This is a genomic window from Pandoraea pnomenusa (assembly GCF_040391475.1).
GTDB lineage: Bacteria > Pseudomonadota > Gammaproteobacteria > Burkholderiales > Burkholderiaceae > Pandoraea > Pandoraea pnomenusa_C.
Map to the genome: position 1 here is coordinate 61,991 of NZ_JBEBXS010000009.1, position 24,979 is coordinate 86,969.

Here is a 24,979-nt window from a genome sequence, read left to right on the forward strand (position 1 = left end):
GCGATGATCGTCAAACCTGCGCCGGGCCTCAAAGTGCGGCATCCGGTTACCAAGCAACTGCTGGACGACGCTGGCATCGCGGTGCCTGACGACGACATCTTCTGGACCCGCGCGCTCAATGATGGCGACGTCGTTTGTGTGGAAGAAATCGCCTCGGTTGGCGCCAAGAAGACGGGGGGTGATACGAAATGATGGTACCGTTCAAGCAGGTTCCGCAGAACCTCCGGGTTCCGATGTTCTATGCGGAAATCGACAACTCGCACGCCAACAGCGCGACTGCGAATCAGCGCGCGCTACTGATTGGCCCAATCACCTCGGCCGGAACGGCCACGCCGAACGTGCCGTTGATTTCGGCTGGTACCGGTGACGCGAATACACAAGCCGGCGCCAATTCGGTGCTGGCGCTGATGACGGCGGCCTATCGCGCCAACGATTCGTTCGGTGAGGTGTGGTATCTCCCGGTGGCGGACGCCGCCGGCGCGCTCGCGGCGACGGGTTCGATCGAATTCACTGCCGCACCGACCGCGAATGGCGCGATCTCGACTTACATCGCTGGTCAATTGGTGACCACGATCGTAACTGCGGGCATGACTGTCGCGCAGGTGGCATCCGCTGTTGCCGGGGCTATCAACCTGATCACGTCGATGCCCGTGGTTGCAACTTCGGCCAATGGCACCGTAACGCTTACCGCTGTGAACAAGGGGCTCGTCGGAAACGACATCGATATCCGCTTCAACTACCAGGGTGCGACGAACGGCGAGGTTCTTCCGACTGGCCTGGCAGCGACTATCACTGCGATGTCTGGTGGTGTGACGAACCCGTCGTTGACGACGGCTCTCGGCAATCTGATGGATATGCCGTTCGACTTCATCGCATGTGCATTCACGGATACCACGTCGCTGGACGCGCTCAAGGCGTTCCTGAACGACTCGACCGGCCGGTGGAGTTGGGAGCAGCAGGTTTATGGGCACGTATTCTGCGCGTATCGAAGCACCTGGGCCGGCTTGACGACGTTCGGCACCGCTCGGAACAACCAGCATGAATCCGTGATGGGTTTCTACGATTCGCCCACTCCGCCCTGGCAATGGGCTGCGGCGCTGGCGGCGGTTACGGCGGTTAGCGTGCGCGCCGACCCGGGAATCCCGATGCAGACGGTCGCGTTGAACGGTGTGCTTGCGCCTCCGCTTCAGTCCCGATTCAACCTGAGCCAGCGGAACACGCTTCTGTATGACGGCATCTCGACGTTCACCGTCGCGAGCGACGGAACTGTGGCGATCGAAAACCTGATCACGACGTACCAAACGAACGCCTTCGGCCAGCCGGACAACAGCTATCTGGAAATCGAGACGATGTTCCTGCTAGCTTACATCCTGCGCCGGCTGCGCACGATGGTGACTTCGAAGTACGCGCGGGTGAAGTTGGCGGCGAACGGAACGCGCCTTGCCCCTGGCTCCGCCATCGTCACTCCGAACATCATTAAGGCGGACCAAATCGCTGAGTATCAGGCGATGGAATGGGAGGGGTACGTGCAAGGCAGCGAGATCTTCGCCGAGGCGTTGATCGTCGAGCAAAACGCATCTAACCCGAACCGCGTGGACGTGTTGTGGCCTGGAACGCTCATCAACCAGTTGCGCATCTTCGCGTTGCTGGCCCAGTTCCGTCTGTCGACGTCCCAGTCGTAACCGAATCTCGCCGCGCCTGAGTGCGCGGCTGCTTTTTTTGTGGAGAGCCAAACGATGGCCAACAGCAACGGCTTCATCGCAGGTACCGCTTACACCACCATCGACGGTACGAACTACCAGCTGGAGGGGCAGCTCAAGTACGACCTCGGAAAGGTGACGCGCGAGTCCCTCGCGGGACAGGACACTGTGCACGGCTTCAGTGAGAAACCGAAGGCGCCGTCGATCAGCATGTCGATCCGCGACTCTGGTGGACTCGACCTTGCGAAAATCAATGCAATGCGGTCTGTGACGTTGGTGCTTGAGCTCGCCAACGGCAAGACCGTCATCGGTCGAAACATGTGGACCGTCGAAGCGCAAGAGGTGGACACCACCGAAGCGAAGTTTGACGCGAAGTTCGAAGGCCTTCAGGGCGCTGTCACGGAGCAGTGAGCATGAGCGAAACGAAGACAATCAAGCTTCGCAAGCCGCTGACATACGGGCAAGGCGATGACGCAGTCACGGTGACCGAACTCAAGCTGCGTGAAGCAACGGCGGGCGAATACGAGGCTGCGGAGAAGGCTGCGGGGGTGTACGGAACGACGATATCGCTGATCGGGCTACTGAGCGGCGTTCCTGTCGATGTGATCGACCGAATGTTCCGAAGCCAGATCGATGAGGCTGAGAACTTCATCGGTTCGTTCGGCGAAGGCGCGTTCCTGACCGATGTCCGCAGCGAAGACGAGCATGTGCTCCAACTGATCAGGCCGATCAAGATCACGGCGGAAGAAAGTCCGGTGAACGTCGCTTCGCTCGCCTTGTGCGAGCCTACCAACCAGCAGCATCGAAAGGCTGCCGCCGCCGGCGGTCCCTTTGCCGCCTTGGTCGCCATGATCTCGATGGTCGCAGGCGTCCCGAAGATCGCGGTACGCGCCATGTGTGCCCGCGATTTCTTGGCTGCAGCCGGATATTTCAACGGTTTTCAGGTTCGGCGGTCACCGGACTCGGACGACTGATCGCCAGATCCGTCGTTTTCTCAGAGACATGGGATGAGCGTCTCTCTGAGCTGACCCACTTCATGGGGTGGGGGCCAGACGCGACGGATCAAATGACCATTTCCGAGTCGTTGCGCTGGCTAGAACACGCAAAGCGCATCAGGAAGCTTTCAGGAGGTTGATATGGATATTGTCGGCGGCGCTGGCAGCGTAATCGGCGCGGCCTCCGGTATTGCCAACCTTGCGAGTTCGCTCGCTGCGCGACTGGGCGGCACGTCCACCTCGTACTTCAAGCAGTTGAGGCGCGCTTCATTTCGTGACGTACCGTTCATATCGCTTGGAAGTGACAACGCGTTCGGACGACGCAAGCAAGTTCACGTATATCCGCAGCGCGATGTCCCTTGGGTTGAGGATCTCGGACGCGGTATCCGGCAGTTCCGCATGTTCGGATTCGTCGTGGGAGACGATGTCATTGCGCAACGCGATCTGCTAATCGCGGCATGTGAGATGGCGGGAGACGGCGATCTGGTTCATCCGTCACTTGGCCGTCGCACGGTCAGCTTGGTCGATTTTCATAGCGTTGAGCGGTGGGAACGCGGCCGGTATTTTGAATTCCAGTTCGTCTTCATCGAAGGCGGTCCTCGCGTCTATCCGACGAGCACTACGGAAACCACCTCCGAGGTGACTAAGGCGGCCAGCCTTCTAGATCTGAGCGCGGCTTCGGCTTTTGCATCCCGGGCTCTCAGTATCCTGGCAGAAGGGGCTGCAGTAGTGGGGCAGGCCGTCAGTACCGCATTGGGTTGGTACAACACGGCGATGAGTGCTGTATCTGATGCGAGGAATTTGTTCAAGCTATTGACGAATCTTCCCGGGGACTTCGGGCGATTCCTCGGTAGCTCGACGACACCTTCGTTCAGTCGATATGCAGGCGCGAGCAATGCGCCGGCGTCAGTGAACCAAGCCGGTCTTGTTGCGAGCGCCACGAGCAACCGGGAGGCGGTGACTACTGCGTCCGCGGCGCTAGGTGTTGCTGCCGCTGGCCTCGATGCAACGAGCATTGCAACGTTCACGAATGCCGCGCAGGCTGTTACGGCGTCGGTGCTTTCTGCGACAACAGATCCTACGGATAGCGTGCGCTTGCTGTCGACGTTGGCGCAGTTTACGCCCAGCGAACAGACAACCGATTCCACCGTTGGTGCGTCCATGGCCACGATGCAATCCGCTTGCGGTGACCTGTTTCGCCGCTCGGCAATTGCGTCTGTGGCTCGAGCGTCAGCCACCTACTTGCCGTCGTCCAGTGACGACGCAGTGAGCATGCGAGATCGAGTCATAGCATTGATCGATTCGGAGATTGGTGTGGCGGGCGATCAGGGCGAGGATGGGGCATATGAAGCATTGCGCTCGCTGCGCGCGGCTGTCATCGCGGACCTGAATCAACGGGGCGGCGCCCTCGCAGCCATTAGGACTTACCAGTTGCCCGGTGGATTGCCCGCACTCGCTCTGGCCAATCGGCTGTACCGGGATGCGACGCGCGCCGATGAGCTCGTCGCGCAGATCGGTCCGGTTCATCCGGCTTTTTGTCCCGCGTCATTCCGCGCCTTAACAAGCTAATTGTCATGCCAAACAAGATCGCTATCGCGATTACCGCGAAGGACGAGGCTTCAGGTCCTATCGGCAAGGTTCGGCAAAGCCTGGACAAGCTGGGCAAGCAGGCGAAAAGCGGGAAGCTCGACAAGCTGGGCGATTCGATTGGTACGGGCCTGTCGTCTGGTCGAGGTGCGATGTCGGCGGTTACGCGCTTCGTTGGCGGCACGGGCCTGGTAACCGGGGCTGTCGGTGCGCTCGTGCTCAAGCTCGCGCAACTTGAGTCGGAATGGGCATCTTCGGTGCGCTCGATGAACAACTTGGGCGTCCGATCGGGGCTTTCGACAAGCACGGCCTACGGCGTGCAGGTCGCCGGGCGATTGGCGGGACTTCAGGCCGAGCAGGTGAACGCCGGCGTTGAGCAAGTCCGCCAAACGTATAGCGACGCGCTCAATAACCGGAACCCCGAAGCGCTGAAACGCTACCAGGCCGCGGGCATTTCTACCGATCCGGGCCGCGTGGAATCGATAGAGTCGGTTCTGACGAAGCTCGCCACGTATGCCGAAACGCTTCGTAGTCAGGGCAAATATGGTGGCGCTACGAACTTCTTGGGCGCTGCTGGAGCTTCCTCGCTGATCGATTTCCTCAATCGTGGACCGCGTCAGGTGGCCGCCGATTTGGCTGCCGCGAAGTCGTACATCCCGACGGACGAGGACATTGAGCGGGCGCGGGAGTACGCCGACGCTTCGGCGAAGCTCGGGATCACCTACGACAAGCTGAAGACGACCATTCAAGGGGGCTTGGCGCCGGCATTGAATGGCATGCTGAGCGGCCTCCAGTTTGGCCTCGACGTAATGTCTGGTCGCGACAGGCCGAAGCAAGCCCAGCAGACCGAAACACGCATTTGGGATGGGATGGAGAAGCTTGGCAACTTCATCCGTGGGCGAGGTGCGATCACCATGTCCGAATTCCAGACGAACTCGTCTGTGGGGAACGGGAGCCAGTTGGAGAAGGCGCGTTCTATGGTCGAGTGGTACATGAATCGCGGCCTATCGCGCGAGCAAGCCATTGGCATGGTGGCGAACGCAAGCCGTGAGAGCTCACTGGACGACAGAAGTGTGGGTGACAACGGCCGGGCGGTTGGCTTGTATCAATGGCACCCTGACCGCCAGCAATTGTATGAGAAGAAGTTCGGGCGCCCCCTTTCGCAGGCGCGACCAGAGGAGCAAATGGGGTTCTCTCTATGGGAACTTCAAAACAATGAGGCGGTTGCCGGACGAGCTCTGCTGAGTGCAAAAACGTCCGCAGAGGCGGCTGCTCGAATCTCTTCGCTCTATGAGCGCCCCAAGGATCCTCGCGAGGCTCAGGTTCGAGCGGATATCGCGCGCGACCTCGACTCGCAATTGGGGCAACCCACTGGGGAGGCCGGAAAGATGAAGATTGAGATTGTGCACAAGAATGCCCCAGTTGGCTATAGCGTAAACGTGTCGGCCCCTTCGACGGTGGAAACGATGGTTTCTACGGACCGCCAGCAAGGTGCGCTTGGGGACCAGTACGCGTACTCACCGAGTAACTTCTAATGGCGGCCGCGAGCGAAACCAGTGCAGGCACGTCGCAGTCGCCCGGCGTTGATGAAGTACGGGTGTTGCTGACACAGGACCAGCTATTGCTGACGGGGTGGAAGTCGGTGCGAATCACTCGTTCGATCGAGGTCGCGACATCATCGTTCGAATTGACCTGTACGGCGGATCCCGAGACAGAGAAATTGATCGCCCAAGAAGGGGCGCCGGTCCAGATATTCATCGGTTCCGACATGGTGATGTCGGGTTACGTCGAAACCGTAGAGCAGGTGCTGACCCCAAAAGCAGATCAAATAACCATTCACGGGCGCGGAAGGCTCGCGGATTTGGTTGATTGCTCATGCCGCATCGACAAGATCAATGCGAACACGAACCTGGTCGCGCTGGCCACGAGCATTGCCAAAGCCTATTCCATCAACGTGGTGGTGGCTGATAGCGCGACACAGGCGCTTCTGGATGAGGTTCCGCAACTTCCTCGACAGTTGATCAGCATCACTGAGACGGCGTGGGAGGTGATTGAGCGATACGCGAGGTACAACGGCGTATTGGTCTATGAGAGCGCCTTGGGCGAGCTGACGATATCCACTGCCGGAACGTTGAAAGGCGGTTCCGGCATGGCCGTAGGTAAAAACATTGAGGCAATCGTCTGTACAAAGAGCACGATTGGCATTTTCAGCACCTACAACGCGGTGCTCAGCGCTTATAGCGCGGGGGCTGAAGACGAGGATGTAACGAACCTCCCTGTGTACACGGTAGTCGCGGGCGGCCCCGCAGGCTTCACGGGGCGCTTGCGGCCAACGTACTTCGTATCGGAACAGAGCGCTACTGATCGCCGCTTTATTGAAAAGCGGACGAACTGGATGGCATCTCGAGCCTATGGGCGCTCGCGGCGAGTGCGCGTGCTGATTGACAGTTGGCGGGACTCGGCGGGCTTGCTGTGGACGCCGAATGTCAACTACCCGATCTCGGCGCCAACGAAGGGCATTCCGAACAACACGGAGCTCCTGCTCGCCGGCGTTAGCTTCATCGTAGATGCGAACGGCACGCACGCAGAGTTGTCTTTCGGCCCTCGGCAGGGCTTCCTGCCTGAACCGGTGGCGCTCGATACGCTGCCGATGGATGAAATCTAGGTTGCCATTGAACATGAGCGCAGAGCAATTTAGCAGGCTGGCGCGCCGGATCCTCCTGACATTGGGGCGTGGCGCCGTGACCCTGGTCGACGATACGGCTCCGGTGCAGACGATCCAGGCGCGATTGAATGGCGCCGAGTCCATCCCAGATATGCCGCGTTTCGCGGAATACGGATTCACCTCGTTTCCACCTGATGGAACGCAAGTCGTGATCGGTTTCAAGAATGGCGACCGAAACGACGGGATCGTGATCGCAACGTCGAACGGGAAATTTCGACTTACGGGGCTCTCCAGTGGTGAGGTCGCGATTCACGACAATCGCGGTCAGAGCGTCTACCTGACAAAGTCCGGGATCGTCGTCAACGGTGGTGGCCTTCCGATGAAGATTGTCAATACGCCCGAGGTTATGGCTGACACGCCAATGTTCAAGTGCACCGGGGAGATTCTCGATAACTGCAATACGAACACGCGGACGATGTCGGGAATGCGAGAGGTTGCGAACGACCACACACACCCGATCAAGAACGTGCAGACCGGCGGCTCGACGCTGAACACCGATGCGCCGTCACAAAAGGAGTAATCAATGTCAGACATCTCGGTCATTTGGGACGTCGACAACAGTCGGGGAGACTGGCAGTTCGTGGCGCCGGCGCTGGTCACTGGCAATGACTTGGCCAGCGCTGTCCTTGTGAGTCTCTTTACTGACAGGCTCGCCAATGCAGATGATCTGATCGCGGACGGTACCGGCGACCCGCGTGGTTGGTGGGGCGATGTTGGTGAGGCGTACCGCATTGGTTCGCGTCTCTGGTTGCTGGAGCGTTCCAAGCAAACGCCAGAGGTGCTGGCGAGCGCAAGGGATTTCATCGTTGAGGCTTTGCAGTGGATGGTAGACGACCAGGTCGTTGCCAGCATCGACGTGCAAACGCAATGGGTCCGTGATTCGTTCCTCGGTGCCCAAATCGTTCTATATCAACCCTCCGGGCCTCAGATCCCGCTCACTTACGCGTGGGCATGGAAACAGCTTAACTGACATGCCATTTCAGAGAAAATCGCTTTCCACGCTGATGGCTGAGGTGGCGGCCGACATTTCGGCTTCGCTTCAGGGAGCAGACGCACTATTGCGGTTCGCGGTGCTCCGGGTCATCGGCAAAATTCAGGCCGGCATGGCAAACATGCAGATGGGGTACTTGGATTGGATTGCAAAGAATGCCGTGCCCTTCACTGCGGAAGACGAATATCTGGAGGGCTGGGCGGCGCTCAAAAAGGTCTACCGCAAGGCCGCGTCGGCCGCCAGTCTCTCGGCCATGTTCGTTGGCACGCCGGGGCGTAGCGTCGACGCTGGGACCCTTGTTGTGCGCGGTGATGGTGCGGAGTACACGACTACGGCTACCGCAGCGGCAGGAGCCGACGGAATCATCACCGTGACAATCGTCGCATCCGTGGCCGGGGCGGCCGGTAACGCCGATCCTGGCACTGTCGTTAGTCTGGGCGTCGCAGTGGATGGAGTCCAGTCAAATGGCACGGTCGCTGGGACGGTCGCTACTGGCGCCGATATTGAGCTTGACGATCCGCTGCGCAGCAGAATGCTCGATGCGTACCAGAGCACTCCCCAGGGCGGCGACGAAGACGATTATGTGGGTTGGGCTCGAGCGGTTCCTGGGGTTACGCGTGCTTGGTGCGCGCCCAACGGAGCTGGCGGAGGGACGGTGGTGGTCTACACCATGTTCGACGTCGCACGCGCGTCGGTCAATGGTTTCCCTGCAGGAAATAACGGGGTGTCTCAGTACGACAAAGGGCCAAAAGGTGCTCCCCGTGCAACCGTCGCTACTGGTGACCTGTTGGTAGTTGCTGACTCGATCGCTTCTAAGCAGCCGGTAACTGCGCTTGTATGGTCTTGCTCAGCGATCCCGAACGCGTTGACGTTCACCATTTCGGGGCTCGCTCCCGCTACGACGGCAACTCGTAACGCACTTAAGGCCGCCATTGCAGATGTTCTATATCGGAACGGAAACCCATTGGGTGGCACGATCAATCGATCGGACATTGAATCCTCAATCGCCGCGATTTCCGGAACCAGCGGATTCCTGATCACCCTAGTTCAAGGAGTGATCGGCGGCACAACAACGACCTACGCGGGAAACATCACAGGCTCGTTTGGCTCGCTGGCGGTTCTGAACGATGTGATCTTTAGCTGAGGACTGCATGAGGGCACCAATTATCACCGCCGCGAATTTTCTCGCGGCGATGCAGGCGCTCATGCCGAGAGGGCGCGTTTGGCCGCGGGAGTCTGATTCCGTCCAGTCAAAAGTGCTTGCGGGCCTTGCCCCAAGCTATGAGCGACAAACTACCCGCGCCAACTATCTCCTGGTCGATTCGTTTCCGGCGACGACCTACGAGCTGCTTCCCGAGTGGGAGGCGACGCTCGGATTGCCTGACCCGTGCGCGGGGCCGGCTCCAACCGTTCCGCAGCGCAGAAGTCAGGTAGTAGCGCGATTTGCAAACAGCGGCGGTGCATCGGTTTCGTATTTCATCTCGTTCGCTCAGCAGTTGGGATACTCGATTTCCATCGAACAGTACACGCAGGCCCGCGCAGGCATGTTGAAAGCAGGAGATCCATGCTGCGGATACGACTGGAACTTTGCATGGAAAGTGACAGCGCCCATTAATACCGTTGTGCGCGCTCTCGCCGGCGCGATGTCTGCCGGCGATCCGCTCGCCTCATGGGGAAACAAGGTTCTCGACTGCGAGTTCACGGCTGTTAAGCCGGCACACACCATTCCAATCTTCGCTTACGCTTAAGAGGCAACATGTACAGAATCGACGACGCAACAGCTGCGACTGCACTTCCAGCACCGGAGGCGGCAGGGACGGAGGGTTTTTTCACTGAGGGGAATCCGGCATCCGGGACGCCAGCGACTAATGTGCGCGGCTCGTGGCTCAACATGATTCAGGAGGAGTTGAGGGCAATTGCGGTGGCTGGCGGCCAGACGCCGACCAAGGGCGTTAACAATCAGGTTCTCGCCGCTATTACGCGCATGAGTTCTGGCGTGGTTGGGGCGAGCCGAAATTTGGTCATGAATGTGTCGGCCGCCTCAGCGTCGGCGACTGTCACGGCTGACGAGCTCATTGTTGAAGCGGCATTGGGCGGCCTACGCTATTGCCTGGGCAGCTTCAACCAGACGATCAATCTGTCCACCACCGGTGCAGGGGGGGTGGATACGGGGGCTGCGCCCGTTAGCGGCTTCGTCGGTATCTATGCGATCTTCAATCCATCCACAGGCGCTCGTTCGACGGTCGCCAGAAACGCTACTTCCGCCGCAGTGAGCGAAGTGTATGGCGGTGCGAATATGCCTGCTGGATTTACTGCTTCCGCTCTCATCGCAGTTGTTCCGACGAATGCGTCTGGCCAGTTCAGCCCAGTTTCGGTCAAGGATCGGCACGTTGACACCGCAGGAATTGCGGTAATGAGTGCCACTGCGTATCAGGCGGCCTACACCTCATTCTCGGTTGCTGCCGCAGTGCCGCTCAACGCGAAGCGGGCGCATGTCACTGGATTCCTTGGGAACACAACAGCAAATAGTTCTTCAAGCGTCACCTTCAGTGGCTCATCGGTCGAGCAGGGGGTACTCTATGTATCTGGTTCTTTCGTTCCGAACACCGGCAACACGCTAGCGAACAACGGTTCTCTGCCTATCCTGACCCCACAAACTCTTTACTGGAAGGGTGGTGGCACTGGTACACCGTCAATTTCCATGAACGTTACGGGATACGATTTCTGATCGAGGGAAGACATGAAGGTATTCATCGAGTATGACAGCGACGACCTGCTGACCCCGATTGCGCTGTACTCGAGTGCCCCTCCAGAAGATGGGCATCCGCATGTTGTCGCAATCGACATCTCGGATCCTCGGTATGCAGAATTCCTGCAGAACCGATTGGATTCGTTCTCGCAATCGATATGGCCTGTACCTATGCAAGAGTGAGAACGATGGGTGTGAATTTGGCATTCTCGATTTGCCTTCACTCATTTGAACAGGAGCGGGTATTCGTCTTTTAAATTGGCCCCAAGTTCTTGAGCGCCGGCTACCGTAAGGTGACCGATATCGAAGTACAGAAATTCAGACGTCTTCTCTGAAATGATGTCGCATGCCACCGTATCGGCGCCGCATTGCGCGGTAAGCACGTCGATATAGTGGATGCGCTTTGCTCTCATCTCGTCGGACTCTACAAGGCGCTTCGCGGCATCGTTGATCTCGCGTCGTTCATCCTTCAGCGCAAACTGCTGACTGAACAGGTTCAGGGACGAAATGCGCATGTGTTTTCGGACGATCTCGTTCGGGTCTTTTGAAAAAACCATCTTGGGGCCGAACACATAGATTTCGGCGTCAGTCAGTGAGCGGATGCGCAGCAGCGTCTTTCGTAGATCGGCGATGTCAAGTTTGGGCCAGTGATCGTCCAAATAGATAGCATCTGCCGTCTTGAGCGCAGGGTTGCTGAAATTCGATTCCTTAGTATCTCGGCAATAGTCTTTGTCGTCCGGCGTTACCGGAGAGCCGAAATTGAAGCAGCGGTATCCGCTTTGCAAGAAGGTGAAATTGTCCCTCGAACCATTCAAACGCAAGGCGTACACGAGATCAACCGCGTGAGAATTCCCGATGACGACAATATTCCCTTTGCCTGGGATGCCCTGCAGGATTTCCCGGTTCACATCGTTGTCGATCGCGGTCCAGTATCTGGTCCGTTCCCGAGCGATTTGGTCGCTTCTGAGGAAGTATTGATCGGGGAAGCGCCAAGGCATACCGCGACTTCCCCAGACGTTAGCCGCGGTGAACGTTAGAACGAGCGCAAGCGCGCCGACCACGACGCGGGCGCGCTCGTCAGACTCGATGATCTGGCGTGACCGAAACGGCGTCTCGATCCACCTCCACATTGTTGCCCCGACAGCAACAGATGCGATAAGCAGCCAGACGCGCTCGTTAAGGTCGAGCGGCGTGAACTTCCAGTATTTGTAGAAAACGACGATTGGCCAGTGGACCAGATATACCGAGTAGGAGATTTTCCCCAAGCCGGTCGCGAGTCCGTTCCGTAGAAGGCTGCCAACGGCTGTCGCCTGAGCGCTGTAGATGACGAGCGCGCACCCGACTGTAGGGGCCAGTGCTGCGATGCCGGGGAACGGTGTCGTTGCCGTGAACGTCAATGCCGACCACACAATTGCGGCCAGTCCAGCGAGCGAAAGCAACTCTGCGGCGGGGCGGAATTTGGGCGGCCTATTAGTAGGTAATGCACACAGCGCGCCAATGCAGAACTGAAATACCCGGAACGGCAGCAGGAAGAATGCTGCGCTCGGATGGTTGGTAAGCATCCCCTCGCTCAATGCCAACGAGCACAGACCAGTGACGATCAGGCCGATCGGCAGTAACCCACTGCGTTTGACACGACAGAGGCCCAGAATCAGCGCCGGCCAAACCAGGTAGAACTGCTCTTCCACGCCGAGTGACCAAGTGTGAAGCAGTGGCTTCGTCAGTGAGTCCAGGTCGAAGTATCCCGAGTTCCACCAAAAGTAGAAGTTGGAGGCGGAAAACACGGTGTAGAGAAGGGACTCGCCAAACTGCTCGAGGTCAGGCGGCGACAGAAGTGCATAAGCCGCGGCGACGCATCCGACGAGTGTCACGAAGAGAGCGGGGAACAATCGGCGCGCGCGCCGTGTATAGAAGCGAGAGAACGTAAAGGTTCCCGCCTGAATGTCGCGGATGATATTGCGGGTAATGAGATACCCGGAAATCACGAAAAATACATCGACCCCCACGTAGCCGCCCGGCACGTACGAAAAATCGAAGTGGAATAGAAGTATCAGCAGGACTGCGACGGCTCTAAGTCCATCAACCTCGGGACGGTAACTGGTTTGCATTCGGGGGCTGCTTTTCGTGTTTATTTGATCATCGGCAGTCCGATTTGGACTGCCGAATTATACGGGAACCGTGCGGACTCACCATGAGAGCCGTAGGGGCCTATTCCCATCAACATGGTTGCCTTCGGGCGACCCTCGTTTAAAAAACTCCATGCCACGAATTGCTGCTGCCACAGCGGGCAGCAGGAATGCGCTCGCTTTTCATGCCAGAAGGCGACGGGGCCGGGCAAACGAGCTTCCTTAACCAATAAATCTTAGGAGCATGTCTTGAAGGCAAGTCCAACGGAAGTCTCTAGCTACGCCGGGAGCATTGTGGCAGTTGCCTCGTCGCTGACATTGACTGACATCGGAGTGATCGTCGGGATCATGACGGCAGTCGCGACGTTTGTCGTGAACGCCATTTACATGTTCCGCAGGGATCAACGAGAACAGCGAGAAAGCGTCGCGCGGCTGCATGAATTGGAGGGCACGTGTGAATAACGGGCAAAAGTTGGTTGGGGTTGTGGGGGCTGCTGCGGCAGCCCTTCTTGTTTCCATCGTCCCACAGTTTGAAGGGACAAGTTTGGTGGGTTATCGCGATCCCATCGGGATTGCTACGAAGTGCTCGGGTGATACGCAAAACGTCGAAGTGGGGAAGCGATACACCGACGCAGAGTGTCGCGAGTCGCTCGAGCGCCAGTTGGTTGCACATGCGGAGCCGGTGCTTCGATGCACACCAGCACTTCAGGGACACACGTACCAGTTAGTGGCGGCCGTGAGCTTTGCCTACAACGTCGGGGTCGGGGCGTATTGCGGCAGCACCACGGCGAAGCGATTCAACGCGGGGGATTTTCGAGGCGCGTGTCGCGCGCTGAACGAATCGGATAGCGGGCGTCCGCAATGGGTGACAGCCGGCGGCCGGGTGCTTCCGGGGCTGGTGAAGCGCCGGGCTGCCGAACGTGCGCTGTGCGAGAGGGGACTGTGATCATGTTTGACCTGAAACCGTGGGGTGTTTCGTTCCTTGTCGCCATCGTCGTGGGGCTCACTTGTGCTGCTGGCGGCTACTGGAAGGGGCATCACGATGCCGATCAATCGGCGATAGTCGCCGCCCAGGCGAAGCAGATCAACGACCTGACGGCCGCCAATAACCTCTATCGCCAGACGACTCAGACGCTGGCTGGGATTTCCATCGATGCGAAAAAAACTGCCGACACTGCGGCTGCTGCTGCTCGTGCCTCTGATGCTTCTTCTGAGCGCCTGCGGGTTCAACTCGCAGCCTTCACCTCTGCCGTACGCAATTCCGCCGTTGCCGGCGGAAGCACGCCAACCAACGGCGGAGCGGACGCCCTTGATTTGCTCACAGGGCTGTTCGGCAGGATTGACGACGCTGCGGGGCGACTTGCGGAATTCGCTGACGCTGCCCACATCGCAGGACTCGCCTGCGAGCGCAGCTATGATGCGCTGACGCAAAAAAGATAACAAAGCCTATCAAAAATAGAAAAAAAGCTCACACTTGTTATCTTTGATGGCGCATCTCAACGCGGAGGTGCCCCAGGAATCTGTGGCAGTTCTCCCCTCGCTTCGCGGTTTTCCCCAAGCGCTGACTTTAGCCATTCAAGAGCGATGAGCGTGCCGCCGACTTCCTCACGCCATGCCTGATTGATGATCACGTAAAGCGTCTCCACCCTCCGAATCACTGCCTCTTTGCGTCGGACTTGCTCCCGCCGGAATACCAATTCCTCCAGCGCCTGGCGCACGCCGGGATCTCTGTTGGAGAGCCATAGGCTGCGTAGCTGATCGATGGTCAGCTCCGACGGGCGGGGATTGAGCGGCATGACACCTATCCCCTTACCAGCCCGCGGCCGCTTCTTCCGGCGGCAGGATTCGGCCATGCTGAAACAGCACCTTCGGCGATTCCATGGCCCCTGTCTCGGGATCTACCATCACTTCATAGGCTGCGACGCCAGCATGGCGCTCACGCATTTGATGAGCGACACGCACGGCGCCGAAGCTGGTGCTGGCGGCACGAACCTCCACGGGCAGCAAGGCGTTGTCGCCCCCCTCCCAGAAAGGGACGACGATGAATTTGATGATGCGTCGATCTCGCATGGTTGCCTCCCTCGTGGTGCTGGTGAGGGAGGTAAACTAGCACGAAATACTGTATAAAAACACAGTATTTTTAACTCTGAATCTCCGGTACGTTTGTCGGCGCATATTCCCGGAGGTGTGCCAAATGGTCGACGTAGTGGATTTCTTTGCTAAGGTTGCTGCGCTGGCGGCTGCCTACGTTGCGTTTCGCGGTCTATACACGTGGCGCCGTGACTTCATCGGCCGCCGACAACTTGAGCTTGCTGAAGATGCGCTGGTGATGTTTTACAAGGCGCGCGACGCGATTGCCGCAATACGCAGCCCAATGACGTGGGGTGGTGAAGTCGGAGCCCTTGAGAGGGATGACGGGGAAAGCGATTTCCAATTCCAATCACGCCAAACTGTGGCACCTGTCTTCAAGCGAAGTGAGAGTTATTCAGAATTGTTTGCCGAGATAGAGGCGATGAGATATCGCTATATGGCAAGGTTCGGAGAGGGCGCCGCTAAGCCTTTCGAGGACATGGTGCGATTGCGTATCCGGATACTGCTCAAGGCCCGGCATTACGCACAATTTTATAGCGTAGATTACGGCCCGCACGATGGGGACGCAATTCAGCGACAGAAGGCCAAGCGCGACGAAGCGGAATCGTACTTTTGGCCTATGGATGACAATGGCCCCGTGGAGACGGAAATCGCTCGAATCATGAAAGAAATTGAGGCGCAAGCGCGCGGCGTAATGCTAGCCACGGTTGCTGACTCGGACCCCGTTCTGAGGTGGTTCGCTTCGCGGGCTAGCGCAATAGACTGGCTCGGTGCTGGTCGGCGTGTTTCGTCGGCAGAATCCTCCGACGCCGCGACAGTCTTTGACGTCAAAAGGAAGCCGTAAGCGGGGTCAACGCCTGTTTTTCTAACGACGGGGATAGCCATGTGCACAAACTACCGCGTTCCGGACAAGCAGCTATTCAGCGAGTATTACGGCACGCCGGCACCGCTCGGCGAGTGGCGGGAAGAGGTCTACAAGGACTACTTCGCCCCGATCATTCGCCGGGACGGCGACGGGCGGCGCTCTGACCTTGCATCCTTCGGGATGGTGCCGCGCGAGAAGATCCCACCAGGCGTGAAGCTGTTCGACACGATGAACGCGCGAGCGGAGACGGTAGGGGAGAAGCGCAGCTTCAGCGGCGCATGGAAGAAGCAGCAGCTCTGCCTGATCCCGACGCAGGTTTTCTACGAACCAGACTACGAGACAGGGAAGGCGGTGCGCTGGGCCATCGGCATGGCCGACGGTGAGCCGTTCGCGATCGCGGGGCTCTGGAGGGAGTGGGAGGGCGAGGGCGGTACGCGCTTGTCGTTCACGATGCTGACGTTGAACGCGGACCATCATCCGCTGATGAAGCGCTTCCACAAACCGGGAAGCGAGAAGCGGACGGTCGTGATCGTTCTGCCCGATGAGTACGACGATTGGCTGGCTTCGCGGAGCACAGACGAAGCGCGGTCGTTCCTTGTGCTGCCGGGATCGGAATCCCTATTCTGTGCGCCTGCTCCGAAGGCCTGAGCGCTTGTCTAATATTCCGCTTGCGACTGCCAGCAAACCAGCATGTGGCCGTGCCTAATCGTTGAGCATTTTATTAGACGCTGCATGATCGAAACCTTTGACGGTGTTGTTGCTTCAGGGATTTTCCGGTCTGATTTGGGATCAGAGGGTCGTAGGTTCGAATCCTATCGCTCCGACCACGAAATACCTGCAGTATCAAGCAGTTGCGAAAACGCCCCGTCCGGGGCGTTTTTCGTTTGCGCGCCGTTCCCGGCTGCAGGGTCCGGCAACTGATGGACGTGGCTACCGAGGAGGATGCCCCTCATTCGTCGCTACGCTCACCCGAGCCGTCAATATCGTCTGCCCGGGTGCCGACGCGACTTCCAGCGTTCCGCCGGCCCGTCCGATACGCACCGACATGGAGTGCATTCCGATACTGGTGTTGGCCTGACGCACGGCGTCCATGTCGAAGCCGACGCCATCGTCCTCGATCTGCAGCACCAGTGCATCGGACTCGGGCTGCGTCAGCCGGACCTGAACGTGTCTGGCGCGACTATGCTTGATGACGTTCGTCAGCGCTTCCTCGACCAGTCGCGTGAGCGCGAGATACTGCAATGCGGCAGGGGGCGTGTGCCATGCCTGCGGGAATTGCCAGTGGGAGTCGATCCCCAGCTCGTCGAATACCGTAGTGAACCGGTGACGCAACGGCGCGATCCATTTTTGCGGCGACGTCGGCACCGTCACACCCACTGACGAATTCGTGTCGATGGTCTGACGCAGGTCGTCGCGAATGAACTTCAACATCGACAGCACCTGCGTTCGCGGCATGAGCCCGCTGCCTTGCTCGACCGACGCCATCATGTGCACCAGCGAACTCCCGAGGCTGTCGTGCAGATCGTGCGCGACGTGCAACCTTTCCTGCAGTCGTGTATTGGCAAGCGCGCGCTCATGATCCCTTTCCAGCGTTGTCGCCAGCTCTCCTCGTGCCTGCGCGATCCCTTCGGAAAGCTCGGTATGGAAGCGTTCGATGCGCCTCAGATTGCGCGCGTGACGCAATCCCATGATGGCCGCCAGCGACAGCGTCATCACCGTGTTGACGTACGGGAATACGGGGCGCGTATGGATCAGTTTGGCGAGCAACAACACGTCGTGCAGGTTTGCGATCGGCAAAATCAGCAAAGACGCGGCAAGACAAAGATGTTCGAGCTTTCGCGTGCGCCAGGCATGGACGGAGAACTGCACACAGTTCGCGAAGATCAGGGCGGTCGCGCCAAAAAAGGCACACCCTTGCGTGTAGGTCACCCACGCATCGGGCGAGAACGCGAGCGCCGCAAGCATCGCCACGGTGCCGACCCGCAAGGCGCGCTCGGTGCGTGGCAACCGCTGGTCACCGAAGCGCCACGTGAACACGCAGAAACAGGCGGCGCTAAGCCATCCCGCTGCTGCGTTCGCGCGCGCCAGCGCCAGACCATCCTGAAATGGCCAGGGGCGCGTGACCAGAATGTTGGCGATGAAAAGGACCCAGAACAGCGACGAGAGCGCATACCAACCGTAAAAGCGCTGATCCCGCCGAATAATCCAGATGCCGAAGAACAGCACGCCGATCACGCCCGAGACGATAAGATTTATCTCGAACAGCGTGCGATAGTGCCACCGGAGATCGTTGAACTGCTGCTGCAGCGTCGCCGGGTCACCCAGCGAAATCTGCCCGAGGCCGACCGACTGCCTTGCGCCGCCCCCGACCACACGCACCCAAAGCGTATTCGTTCCCTCGTGCAGCGAGGCACCGGGTAACTGCCAGATTCTCGGCATGTTCCAGCTTCGCGACAACGGCTCGCTCAAGCGCTCGTCACGCCAGAGCAAGTGGTCGTTCACGAAGATCTCGCCGGCCATCACGATCGACTGCGACAGCAGCGCGACCGGCGTCGATGCCGACGTTGGGCAGTCCCACTGCCAGTCGATCCGGTACCAGAGGCTCCCACCGGCAAAGTCCGGATGCCGACGCTCCCACGAGTCGGGCAGTGTGACCGCCTCCCACGCCGCTTCCCCGGGGCGGCCGCCGTCCGCTGTCGCTTCAGCCGCCTGAACCGTGAGGATCCTTGCCACGCATGGCGCCGGGACGGCAGAAGGCTGCGCCCAGACCGACGCCGCGCAAAGCCACAGCAGGAATAGTGCGATGCCCCTCAATCGAGCAGACCCCGTCGGCGCGCTTCATGGGCCGCTTTCGTGCGCGAAGATACGGAGAGCTTCCGGTAGATGTGCTTGATGTAAGTCTCCACCGTGTATCGCGACAGGAACAGTTGCTCGGCAATGCCGCGATTGCTGAGACCCTCGGCCACCAGCCGAAGAATTTCGCTCTCCCGAGGACTCAACCCGGCATCGTCCGGCTGCTCCCCGGACGTCAGCGGGGGCAACTCCTCGATGATCTGCCGCGCCACGAACGGATCGATGGGCGCCCCGCCCCGAAGCACGCTACGCAGGGCAAGGGTGACCTCCAGATCGTCGCGCTCCTTGAGCACGTAGCCATTGGCCCCGGCACGCAGGGACGCCAGTATCTCGTCGCGCGTACTCAAGGCCGACACGACCATGATGCTCAACGCCGGATCGCGCGCGCGCAGCTCGACGATGAGGTCGATACCGCTGCCATCGGGCAAGCGCAGGTCGACCAGTGCCAGCGCAACCGGGTCTGCCATACAGGCGCGCGCCTCGCGCAGCGAGCCGGCCGTAACGAGCGCGTCGGCCTCGTAGCCCAGTTCGATCAGCAACCCCTGCAGGCGCCGCTGCACGAGCGGGTCGTCTTCCACGAGCAGCACGGGGGCAGGCAAGGGGAGCGTGAGCGCGAGTGCGCCAACGTTGACAGACATATTCTCTCCGGCCTCCTCGAACCCAGATGATGAGATGCATCGACGCTCCCCCGAGCGGGGGCCCGCAGTCGATTCTCACGCGATTATAGAAGGGCCCGATTCCCTCCGGATATCCCTTGATCTTGGGTATTGGCTACACGCCCCCACACGTCACACGACAGTCGGACGGCGCATTTCGGTGGCCTCGTGCTCGTAACCCCCGACATTCGTCAATAAACCCAAGTTTCAGGGATACCGCGCACGTCGTCGTCCCATTAGCTTTCGGGGTACGAACCGAAGCGCGAAGCCTTATGAACCGCACCTACAAGACCATCTACAACCGTGCCCTGAACCTTTGGCAAGTCGCCTCTGAAGTCACCGCCTCACGGGGGAAGTCCGGCGGGAAATGCCTGTCACCCGCCCGCGAGTGCCCCACGACAGGGGCGCTTTCGCCGTGGCGTTGGGGCATTGCAGGACGGGGCAGGCGCCATGTGCTGGTGACGATGCTGAGTCTGTGCGGCGCGACCGGTGTGCAGGCTGCGGCAGTGGAGACCGGCGACACGATCACCGTGGGCACCGACTACATCGTCGGCGATACCGGCGTCGGCACGCTGAGTGCCACACCGTTCGGCCCATTTCGCTATACCAACGTCATCGTCGGCAATATGGGCACTGGCAATGGCACGTTTGTCGCGGATGGTCCGGGCGCAACGGTGGTGACCAGCGGCTACATGACCGTCGGCAATCTCGGCGTCGGTAATCTCACGCTTCTGAACGGGAGTACGTTGACGGTGTTGGGCGCCCTGTCGCTGGGGCAGAACGCAGGGAGTACCGGCATCCTCAACATCGGTGCGGCGACGGCCAATGCGTCCGATGCGGTCGGCGCTGGCATGCTGAACGCCTCGACCCTCAGTTTCGGCGCAGGAACGGGCACGCTGAATTTCAACCACACCGACAGCGCGTACGTATTCGGCACGGTGTTGACCAGCAATGGTTCCGGAACGCACAAGATCAATCAAATCGCGGGCACGACGTTCCTCACCGGGAACAGTCCCGGGTTCGACGGCACGCTGCAGGCGAGCGGCGGCACCCTGATCATTCGGAGCCAACTGCGGGTCGCCAGCGCGGTCGTCGATGGCGACGGTACCTCGTCGGGCGGGCCGTCGGTGCAGGTGTCCGGGGTGGGGGCCTCCTGGCTGTCCCTGGGCGCCATCACGGTTGGCGATGCCAATTCGGGGGCGTTAAGTATCCAGGGCGGCGGTACGGTGATCGACACAACCGGCGTCGTCGGATTTTCGGCGGGAAGCCAGGGCGCCGTCACAGTGTCCGGGCCGGGATCGACGTGGACGAACAATTCAATGCTCTCGGTGGGCAACGGCGGCGCCGGCACGTTGACGATTCAGGACGGCGGCACGGTGACCAGCGCCTCCACGAACGTCGGTGCTGCAAGTACCGCGGGCGTCGTCAAGGTGACGGGAAACAATTCGGTGTTGCGCACCGGCACCCTCAGTGTCGGCATTTCCGGGGTGGGCTCAGTGACCGTCGGCGACGGCGGGGCCGTCTACGTTTCAGGCGGCAGCGGGGCCGTCGGGCTCGGGTGGTACTCGATGGGGGTCGGCGTGCTGAACATCGGCGCGGCGAGCACCAAGGCTGCCGATGCCGTCGGTGCAGGCCTGTTCAGCGCGCCCGAGATCCAGATGGGCGCCGGCCTGTCGCTGGTGAACTTCAATCACACGGACAGTGCTTATCAGTTTGGCGCCGCGTTCGTCAGCAAGGGCTTCGGCACGCATCGGATCAATCAGATTGCGGGCACGACCATTCTCACGGGCGACAACGTCGGGTTCGACGGGGCGACCACGGTCTCTGGCGGCACGCTGATCGCGCAGGGCCGGTTGGGCGGTTCGGCGTCGGTCACAGGGGGCAAACTGCAATTCGGCAACGCCGGTGCGAGCGCGACGAGCAATCTCAGCGGCAATCTGCCGGTCAGCGGGGCGGGCAGCACGCTGTCGGTCCAGGGACCCGCCATGCTGAACGTTGCGGGCGACGTCAACCTCGCAAGTCATACGGTGCTCGACATCGACGCGGCATCGGGCACGACGCCACTTCAGGCGGCGGGCATGAACATCGGCAGCGACGTCACGTTCAATCTCTCGGGAATCAGCGATCCAACACAGCTCGGCAAGGTACTGATCGCGACCACCAACGGGATCAATGGCGATTTCGGCACGTTGAACGTGGGGGGCTTCAGCGGTCCGGTCAACTATCTGACGGTCAACACCTACAAGTCGAACGACAACCTGCGGTATCTCGCAAGCTACGGCCTGACCTGGACAGCGCACAACACGCTGGCCAGCGGCACGTTCACGCTCACCAATCCCACGGATACCTTCTGGCTTGGCGCGACGCTAGCGAACCAGCCGGCCAATGCCGCCACTGGCTGGGACGGCACATCGCTGACCAAGAATGGGGCCGGGACGATCACACTCGCTTCGCCAAACACCTACACCGGGCCGACGACGATCGACGGCGGCACGCTCGTCATTGCGACGACCGGCGGTGTTACGTCGAACGTGCTAAACCGCGCGGCTTTCGTGAATGCGGGGACGGTGGCGGGCAGCGTGACCAATGCGTCCGGCGCGACGTTCACGCAGACCGGCGGTAGCGTGTCGGGCGGTCTGAGCAACGCTGGCATCGTGAATGCCAACGGCGGTGCGCTCGACGGCGGCATCGCCAATCGCGCAGGTGCCGTCTTCAACGTCGGTGGCACGGTCGCGAGCGACAGCGCTTTCGCCAACGCGGCCGGCGCCACGCTTTCGATTGCCGGTAGCGGAGATTACACACTGGCGGGGCTGTTGACCAACAGCGGCAGCGCGGTTGTGGACGCAGGCGGTTCGCTCACGGCCAATGCCGGTATCGTCAACAGCGGCACGTTCACGAACCACGGCACCGTGACCGACGATCTCGACAACACAGGGACCTACATCAACACAGGCACGCAGAACGCCAACGTTCATTCGAATACCGGCACGATCACCAACGGCGCCGGGGCCCTTTGGAATGGCAGCTTCGTCACGTCCGGCACGGTCAACAACGACGGCACCATCACCGGTAGCCTGACGCAGACGTCGGGCACGACGACGAACACCGGCACGATCGGCGGTCTCGTCACGATTCTCGGGGGCACCTACGCCGGCACTGGCACGCTTGGCGGATTGACGACGGGCGGCGCCGCGACGATTGCACCGGGACTGACCGGCGTGATGAACGTCAATGGCAATGTCACGTTGGGCAGCGGCTCGATCTATCGGGTCTCGGTCGACGCGACCGGGCAATCGTCTCGTTTGAGCGCGACCGGCACCGCCACGCTCAACGGCGCGACGGTCGCCGTGCTGGCCGGCCCCGGTGCGTATGGCGCTACGACCACTTATACGATCCTGTCCGCGGCCGGGGGCATTGCGGGGACGTTCAGTGGCGTCTCCGCCGATCTGGCGTTTCTCACGCCGACGCTCGGCTATGGCCCGCAGGATGTGACCCTGACGCTCGATCGCAACGAAACGCGCTTTGCCGACGTTGCGCGTACACGGAATCAGACCGCGTCGGCCAACGCCATCGAGTTGCTGGGCAAGGGCAATCCGGTCTGGAACGCCGTCGTGGCGCTGAACGCCGACACGGCCCGGAGCGCTTTCGATCAACTCTCCGGCGAAATTCACGCGTCCACTCGCACCGCCCTGATCGAGGACAGCCATTTCGTGCGTGATGCCGCCTTGGCGCGTATGCCGTCAGCCGCCTGTGCTGCCTCGTCGGCAAGCCCGGCATCGGCCGTTCTTCGTGCTGGCGATGTCGATCCCGGGTGTCGTCCGGGGCAGCTCGCGTCATGGGCTCGCGCTTTCGGATCGTGGGGGCAGACGGCCAGCGACGGCAATGCCGCGCGGTTGCGCCAGTCGACTGGCGGATTCTTGCTGGGCGCAGACGGCGACGTTGCCGACACGGTGCGCGTTGGAGCGCTCGCGGGCTACAGCCGGACGAATTTCAATGTGTCGGATCGGCATTCATCGGGAGCGAGCGACAACTACCATCTCGGGCTGTATGCGGGGACAGCGTGGGGCGATCTCTCGGTGCGCTCCGGCGCCGCTTTCACGTGGCATGACGTTTCCACCCGTCGCGGGGTCGCTTTTTCCGGCTATGACGACAGTCTGAAAGCGGGCTATCGCGCGACGACGACGCAGGCCTTTGCCGAAATCGGCTACGGCGCGCAGGCCGGTGCGATCCGGCTGGAGCCATTCGTCAATCTCGCCTACGTCAACCTGCACACCAACGGCTTCACCGAACAGGGCGGCGCGGCGGCGCTCTCAGCGCAGAGCGCCAATACCGGGCTGGCCTTTTCGACGCTCGGTGTGCATGGCGCGACGCAGGTGGATTTGGGGCGGGTCTCGGTGAGCGTGTCCGGCACGCTCGGCTGGCGTCACGCCTATGGAGCGGCCACGCCCGGCGCGAGACTGGCGTTTGCGGGTGCCGGCACGTTCGACGTGGCAGGCGTGGCGATCGCGCGCGACGTGGCGGTGATCGAGACCGGACTGACGTTGGCCGCCGGGCGTAATGCAACGGTGAGCGTTTCCTACGCCGGTCAGTTCGGTTCGGGGCAGGCCGACAATGGGGTGCGGGCGAATCTGCGGTACGCGTTCTGACGCGTCGCCATTTCCCGGAAAGCCTTGGCGGGGGCACCGCCGACTCCCCCTTGATTGACGAAAATCAATCTCTGCGCTGCGTCATGCAGCGCACGACATCGCATTGCGTGCTATGTCTGGCACCAACTGCAAACAATTGTGACAATCGGGGCCGGATGTCGGTTTTCCCGTAGAATCGACCGAACCGGATTTTGATATCTTGGTTCAAGCATAGCCTTATGACGAAACCTCGGTGAACATCGACACGGATGGGCACCGGAGATTGCAAATGAATATTGCGTCGATTGAAGACGACAAAGGGCAGTCGGCGCTCATTCAAGAGATATTGACTTCGGCCGGCCATCGTTGCGAAAGCTTCTCGAATGGCACTCAGTTTCTCAGGGCGCTCAGGGAGCGTGTTTTCGATCTGGTCGTGCTCGATTGGCATTTACCCGACATGAGCGGGTTCGATATCGTGACCTGGGTTCGCCAGAATTCGGGGCGACATCCGCCGATTCTGTTCGTCACCGGCCGCTCACTCGAAGCGGACATCGTCGCGGGACTCAATGCCGGGGCCGACGACTACATGATCAAGCCACTGCGACGCGCCGAGTTTCTGGCGCGCGTGTCGGCATTGCTGCGCCGAACGGCCGCGGCGAAGCGTCAGGGAGAGCGTCCCATTTCGGCCGGCAAATACGTGATCGATCCGGTCGAGCGCATCGTCTGTCTCGGTGAGACGCCGATCGAAGTGTCGCCCCGGGAATTCGATCTGGCATTGTTTCTCTTTCGAAATGCGGGACAGCTGGTGTCGCGCGATGTCATTGAAAAAGCCATTTGGGGGAAGCCGGCGGAAACCGGTTCCAGAGCGGTCGATACGTGCATGTCTCGATTGCGCCTGAAGCTCGCATTGAATCCAATGAATGGTGTGCGTCTGGTATCCGTATATGCCTACGGATATCGATTCGAGACGATCTCGGAGCACGACGCCAATGCCGCTGCTTCAGAGTGAGCCACAG

25 protein-coding genes are annotated in these 24,979 nt (G+C 60.3%); 20 read left to right on the forward strand and 5 right to left on the reverse strand.

All coding sequences use genetic code 11. From position 1 onward, the window contains the following. The first annotated feature begins 3 nt into the window (after positions 1-3). From ABWO90_RS11745 to ABWO90_RS11805, 13 genes are all read left to right on the forward strand, one after another. Positions 4-192, forward strand: a complete 189-nt coding sequence (locus ABWO90_RS11745) for a DUF2635 domain-containing protein (protein ID WP_353191410.1) — start codon at positions 4-6, stop codon at positions 190-192. Beyond that, a complete protein-coding gene (locus tag ABWO90_RS11750; protein ID WP_353191411.1) occupies positions 189-1,682 on the forward strand; it encodes a phage tail sheath subtilisin-like domain-containing protein in 1,494 nt (497 codons plus the stop codon). The genes ABWO90_RS11745 and ABWO90_RS11750 overlap by 4 nt, the downstream gene beginning before the upstream one ends. Positions 1,683-1,736: 54 nt before the next feature. Continuing rightward, complete coding sequence (locus tag ABWO90_RS11755) at positions 1,737-2,111, forward strand: phage tail tube protein (protein ID WP_353191412.1); 375 nt, start codon at positions 1,737-1,739, stop codon at positions 2,109-2,111. 2 nt (positions 2,112-2,113) lie between these two features. Then, positions 2,114-2,674 (forward strand): phage tail assembly protein, encoded by a 561-nt coding sequence (locus tag ABWO90_RS11760; RefSeq protein ID WP_353191413.1) that lies wholly within the window; start codon positions 2,114-2,116, stop codon positions 2,672-2,674. Between the two features lie 162 nt (positions 2,675-2,836). Further along, positions 2,837-4,264: a DNA circularization protein gene (locus tag ABWO90_RS11765; RefSeq protein WP_353191414.1), complete on the forward strand. Its 1,428-nt coding sequence runs from the start codon at positions 2,837-2,839 to the stop codon at positions 4,262-4,264. Positions 4,265-4,269: 5 nt separating this feature from the next. After that, positions 4,270-5,817, forward strand: a complete 1,548-nt coding sequence (locus ABWO90_RS11770) for a phage tail tip lysozyme (RefSeq protein ID WP_353191415.1) — start codon at positions 4,270-4,272, stop codon at positions 5,815-5,817. Then, on the forward strand, positions 5,817-6,947 hold the full coding sequence (locus tag ABWO90_RS11775; protein ID WP_353191416.1) for a phage baseplate assembly protein: 1,131 nt from the start codon (positions 5,817-5,819) through the stop codon (positions 6,945-6,947). Before ABWO90_RS11770 ends, ABWO90_RS11775 begins: the two co-directional genes overlap by 1 nt. A gap of 13 nt (positions 6,948-6,960) precedes the next feature. Next, positions 6,961-7,527, forward strand: a complete 567-nt coding sequence (locus ABWO90_RS11780; protein WP_353191417.1) for a phage baseplate assembly protein V — start codon at positions 6,961-6,963, stop codon at positions 7,525-7,527. 3 nt (positions 7,528-7,530) lie between these two features. Next, positions 7,531-7,977 carry a phage GP46 family protein gene (locus ABWO90_RS11785; RefSeq protein ID WP_353191418.1) on the forward strand — a complete coding sequence of 149 codons (447 nt, stop codon included), beginning with the start codon at positions 7,531-7,533 and terminating at the stop codon, positions 7,975-7,977. Position 7,978: 1 nt separating this feature from the next. Beyond that, the gene (locus ABWO90_RS11790) at positions 7,979-9,142 is read left to right on the forward strand and encodes a baseplate J/gp47 family protein (protein WP_353191419.1); all 1,164 of its coding nucleotides are present in this window, start codon (positions 7,979-7,981) and stop codon (positions 9,140-9,142) included. A gap of 7 nt (positions 9,143-9,149) precedes the next feature. Then, positions 9,150-9,746: a YmfQ family protein gene (locus tag ABWO90_RS11795; RefSeq protein ID WP_353191420.1), complete on the forward strand. Its 597-nt coding sequence runs from the start codon at positions 9,150-9,152 to the stop codon at positions 9,744-9,746. An 8-nt stretch (positions 9,747-9,754) separates the two neighbouring features. After that, entirely contained in the window at positions 9,755-10,726 is a 972-nt protein-coding gene (locus tag ABWO90_RS11800) for a hypothetical protein (protein ID WP_353191421.1), read from the forward strand. Positions 10,727-10,738: 12 nt separating this feature from the next. After that, positions 10,739-10,930, forward strand: a complete 192-nt coding sequence (locus ABWO90_RS11805; RefSeq protein ID WP_353191422.1) for a hypothetical protein — start codon at positions 10,739-10,741, stop codon at positions 10,928-10,930. A gap of 41 nt (positions 10,931-10,971) precedes the next feature. On the opposite strand, the gene ABWO90_RS11810 is transcribed toward ABWO90_RS11805, so the two are convergent. Next, on the reverse strand, positions 10,972-12,855 hold the full coding sequence (locus ABWO90_RS11810; protein ID WP_353191423.1) for an acyltransferase family protein: 1,884 nt from the start codon (positions 12,853-12,855) through the stop codon (positions 10,972-10,974). Between the two features lie 267 nt (positions 12,856-13,122). Between ABWO90_RS11810 and ABWO90_RS11815 the strand changes: the two genes are divergently transcribed. The 3 genes from ABWO90_RS11815 to ABWO90_RS11825 are packed head-to-tail and all read left to right on the forward strand — an operon-like array spanning position 13,123 to position 14,313. Then, positions 13,123-13,335 (forward strand): HP1 family phage holin, encoded by a 213-nt coding sequence (locus ABWO90_RS11815; RefSeq protein WP_353191424.1) that lies wholly within the window; start codon positions 13,123-13,125, stop codon positions 13,333-13,335. Further along, a complete protein-coding gene (locus ABWO90_RS11820) occupies positions 13,310-13,819 on the forward strand; it encodes a lysozyme (protein ID WP_353191425.1) in 510 nt (169 codons plus the stop codon). Before ABWO90_RS11815 ends, ABWO90_RS11820 begins: the two co-directional genes overlap by 26 nt. A 2-nt stretch (positions 13,820-13,821) precedes the next feature. Further along, positions 13,822-14,313: a DUF2514 family protein gene (locus ABWO90_RS11825; RefSeq protein WP_353191426.1), complete on the forward strand. Its 492-nt coding sequence runs from the start codon at positions 13,822-13,824 to the stop codon at positions 14,311-14,313. A gap of 56 nt (positions 14,314-14,369) precedes the next feature. On the opposite strand, the gene ABWO90_RS11830 is transcribed toward ABWO90_RS11825, so the two are convergent. Together ABWO90_RS11830 and ABWO90_RS11835 are read right to left on the reverse strand one after the other, a co-directional pair. Then, complete coding sequence (locus ABWO90_RS11830; protein WP_353191427.1) at positions 14,370-14,669, reverse strand: hypothetical protein; 300 nt, start codon at positions 14,667-14,669, stop codon at positions 14,370-14,372. A 13-nt stretch (positions 14,670-14,682) separates the two neighbouring features. Beyond that, entirely contained in the window at positions 14,683-14,943 is a 261-nt protein-coding gene (locus ABWO90_RS11835; protein ID WP_353191428.1) for a hypothetical protein, read from the reverse strand. Positions 14,944-15,067: 124 nt separating this feature from the next. On the opposite strand from ABWO90_RS11835, the gene ABWO90_RS11840 reads away from it, so the two are divergent. Together ABWO90_RS11840 and ABWO90_RS11845 are read left to right on the forward strand one after the other, a co-directional pair. After that, complete coding sequence (locus tag ABWO90_RS11840) at positions 15,068-15,808, forward strand: hypothetical protein (RefSeq protein ID WP_353191429.1); 741 nt, start codon at positions 15,068-15,070, stop codon at positions 15,806-15,808. 39 nt (positions 15,809-15,847) lie between these two features. After that, positions 15,848-16,477 (forward strand): SOS response-associated peptidase, encoded by a 630-nt coding sequence (locus ABWO90_RS11845; protein WP_353191430.1) that lies wholly within the window; start codon positions 15,848-15,850, stop codon positions 16,475-16,477. Positions 16,478-16,759: 282 nt separating this feature from the next. Here ABWO90_RS11845 and ABWO90_RS11850 read toward each other — a convergent pair whose 3' ends face one another. Next, positions 16,760-18,562: a sensor histidine kinase gene (locus ABWO90_RS11850; RefSeq protein ID WP_353191431.1), complete on the reverse strand. Its 1,803-nt coding sequence runs from the start codon at positions 18,560-18,562 to the stop codon at positions 16,760-16,762. A 77-nt stretch (positions 18,563-18,639) separates the two neighbouring features. Next, entirely contained in the window at positions 18,640-19,320 is a 681-nt protein-coding gene (locus ABWO90_RS11855; RefSeq protein WP_353191432.1) for a LuxR C-terminal-related transcriptional regulator, read from the reverse strand. A 290-nt stretch (positions 19,321-19,610) separates the two neighbouring features. On the opposite strand from ABWO90_RS11855, the gene ABWO90_RS11860 reads away from it, so the two are divergent. Next, positions 19,611-23,984, forward strand: a complete 4,374-nt coding sequence (locus ABWO90_RS11860; RefSeq protein ID WP_353191433.1) for an autotransporter domain-containing protein — start codon at positions 19,611-19,613, stop codon at positions 23,982-23,984. Between the two features lie 268 nt (positions 23,985-24,252). Further along, positions 24,253-24,972, forward strand: a complete 720-nt coding sequence (locus tag ABWO90_RS11865) for a response regulator transcription factor (RefSeq protein WP_353191434.1) — start codon at positions 24,253-24,255, stop codon at positions 24,970-24,972. The last annotated feature ends 7 nt before the right edge of the window (positions 24,973-24,979 follow it).

What these genes read in the sequence shown, in the direction of transcription:
- ABWO90_RS11795 (WP_353191420.1), top strand. Translation starts at nt 9,150, where the DNA reads ATGAGGGCACCAATTATCACCGCCGCGAATTTTCTCGCGGCGATGCAG.
- ABWO90_RS11745 (WP_353191410.1), top strand. Translation starts at nt 4, where the DNA reads ATGATCGTCAAACCTGCGCCGGGCCTCAAAGTGCGGCATCCGGTTACC.
- ABWO90_RS11825 (WP_353191426.1), top strand. Translation starts at nt 13,822, where the DNA reads ATGTTTGACCTGAAACCGTGGGGTGTTTCGTTCCTTGTCGCCATCGTC.
- ABWO90_RS11845 (WP_353191430.1), top strand. Translation starts at nt 15,848, where the DNA reads ATGTGCACAAACTACCGCGTTCCGGACAAGCAGCTATTCAGCGAGTAT.
- ABWO90_RS11860 (WP_353191433.1), top strand. Translation starts at nt 19,611, where the DNA reads ATGAACCGCACCTACAAGACCATCTACAACCGTGCCCTGAACCTTTGG.
- ABWO90_RS11810 (WP_353191423.1), bottom strand. Translation starts at nt 12,855, where the DNA reads ATGCAAACCAGTTACCGTCCCGAGGTTGATGGACTTAGAGCCGTCGCA.
- ABWO90_RS11800 (WP_353191421.1), top strand. Translation starts at nt 9,755, where the DNA reads ATGTACAGAATCGACGACGCAACAGCTGCGACTGCACTTCCAGCACCG.
- ABWO90_RS11755 (WP_353191412.1), top strand. Translation starts at nt 1,737, where the DNA reads ATGGCCAACAGCAACGGCTTCATCGCAGGTACCGCTTACACCACCATC.
- ABWO90_RS11840 (WP_353191429.1), top strand. Translation starts at nt 15,068, where the DNA reads ATGGTCGACGTAGTGGATTTCTTTGCTAAGGTTGCTGCGCTGGCGGCT.
- ABWO90_RS11785 (WP_353191418.1), top strand. Translation starts at nt 7,531, where the DNA reads ATGTCAGACATCTCGGTCATTTGGGACGTCGACAACAGTCGGGGAGAC.
- ABWO90_RS11855 (WP_353191432.1), bottom strand. Translation starts at nt 19,320, where the DNA reads ATGTCTGTCAACGTTGGCGCACTCGCGCTCACGCTCCCCTTGCCTGCC.
- ABWO90_RS11765 (WP_353191414.1), top strand. Translation starts at nt 2,837, where the DNA reads ATGGATATTGTCGGCGGCGCTGGCAGCGTAATCGGCGCGGCCTCCGGT.
- ABWO90_RS11760 (WP_353191413.1), top strand. Translation starts at nt 2,114, where the DNA reads ATGAGCGAAACGAAGACAATCAAGCTTCGCAAGCCGCTGACATACGGG.
- ABWO90_RS11830 (WP_353191427.1), bottom strand. Translation starts at nt 14,669, where the DNA reads ATGCCGCTCAATCCCCGCCCGTCGGAGCTGACCATCGATCAGCTACGC.
- ABWO90_RS11770 (WP_353191415.1), top strand. Translation starts at nt 4,270, where the DNA reads ATGCCAAACAAGATCGCTATCGCGATTACCGCGAAGGACGAGGCTTCA.
- ABWO90_RS11750 (WP_353191411.1), top strand. Translation starts at nt 189, where the DNA reads ATGATGGTACCGTTCAAGCAGGTTCCGCAGAACCTCCGGGTTCCGATG.
- ABWO90_RS11835 (WP_353191428.1), bottom strand. Translation starts at nt 14,943, where the DNA reads ATGCGAGATCGACGCATCATCAAATTCATCGTCGTCCCTTTCTGGGAG.
- ABWO90_RS11780 (WP_353191417.1), top strand. Translation starts at nt 6,961, where the DNA reads ATGAGCGCAGAGCAATTTAGCAGGCTGGCGCGCCGGATCCTCCTGACA.
- ABWO90_RS11820 (WP_353191425.1), top strand. Translation starts at nt 13,310, where the DNA reads ATGAATTGGAGGGCACGTGTGAATAACGGGCAAAAGTTGGTTGGGGTT.
- ABWO90_RS11865 (WP_353191434.1), top strand. Translation starts at nt 24,253, where the DNA reads ATGAATATTGCGTCGATTGAAGACGACAAAGGGCAGTCGGCGCTCATT.
- ABWO90_RS11775 (WP_353191416.1), top strand. Translation starts at nt 5,817, where the DNA reads ATGGCGGCCGCGAGCGAAACCAGTGCAGGCACGTCGCAGTCGCCCGGC.
- ABWO90_RS11790 (WP_353191419.1), top strand. Translation starts at nt 7,979, where the DNA reads ATGCCATTTCAGAGAAAATCGCTTTCCACGCTGATGGCTGAGGTGGCG.
- ABWO90_RS11805 (WP_353191422.1), top strand. Translation starts at nt 10,739, where the DNA reads ATGAAGGTATTCATCGAGTATGACAGCGACGACCTGCTGACCCCGATT.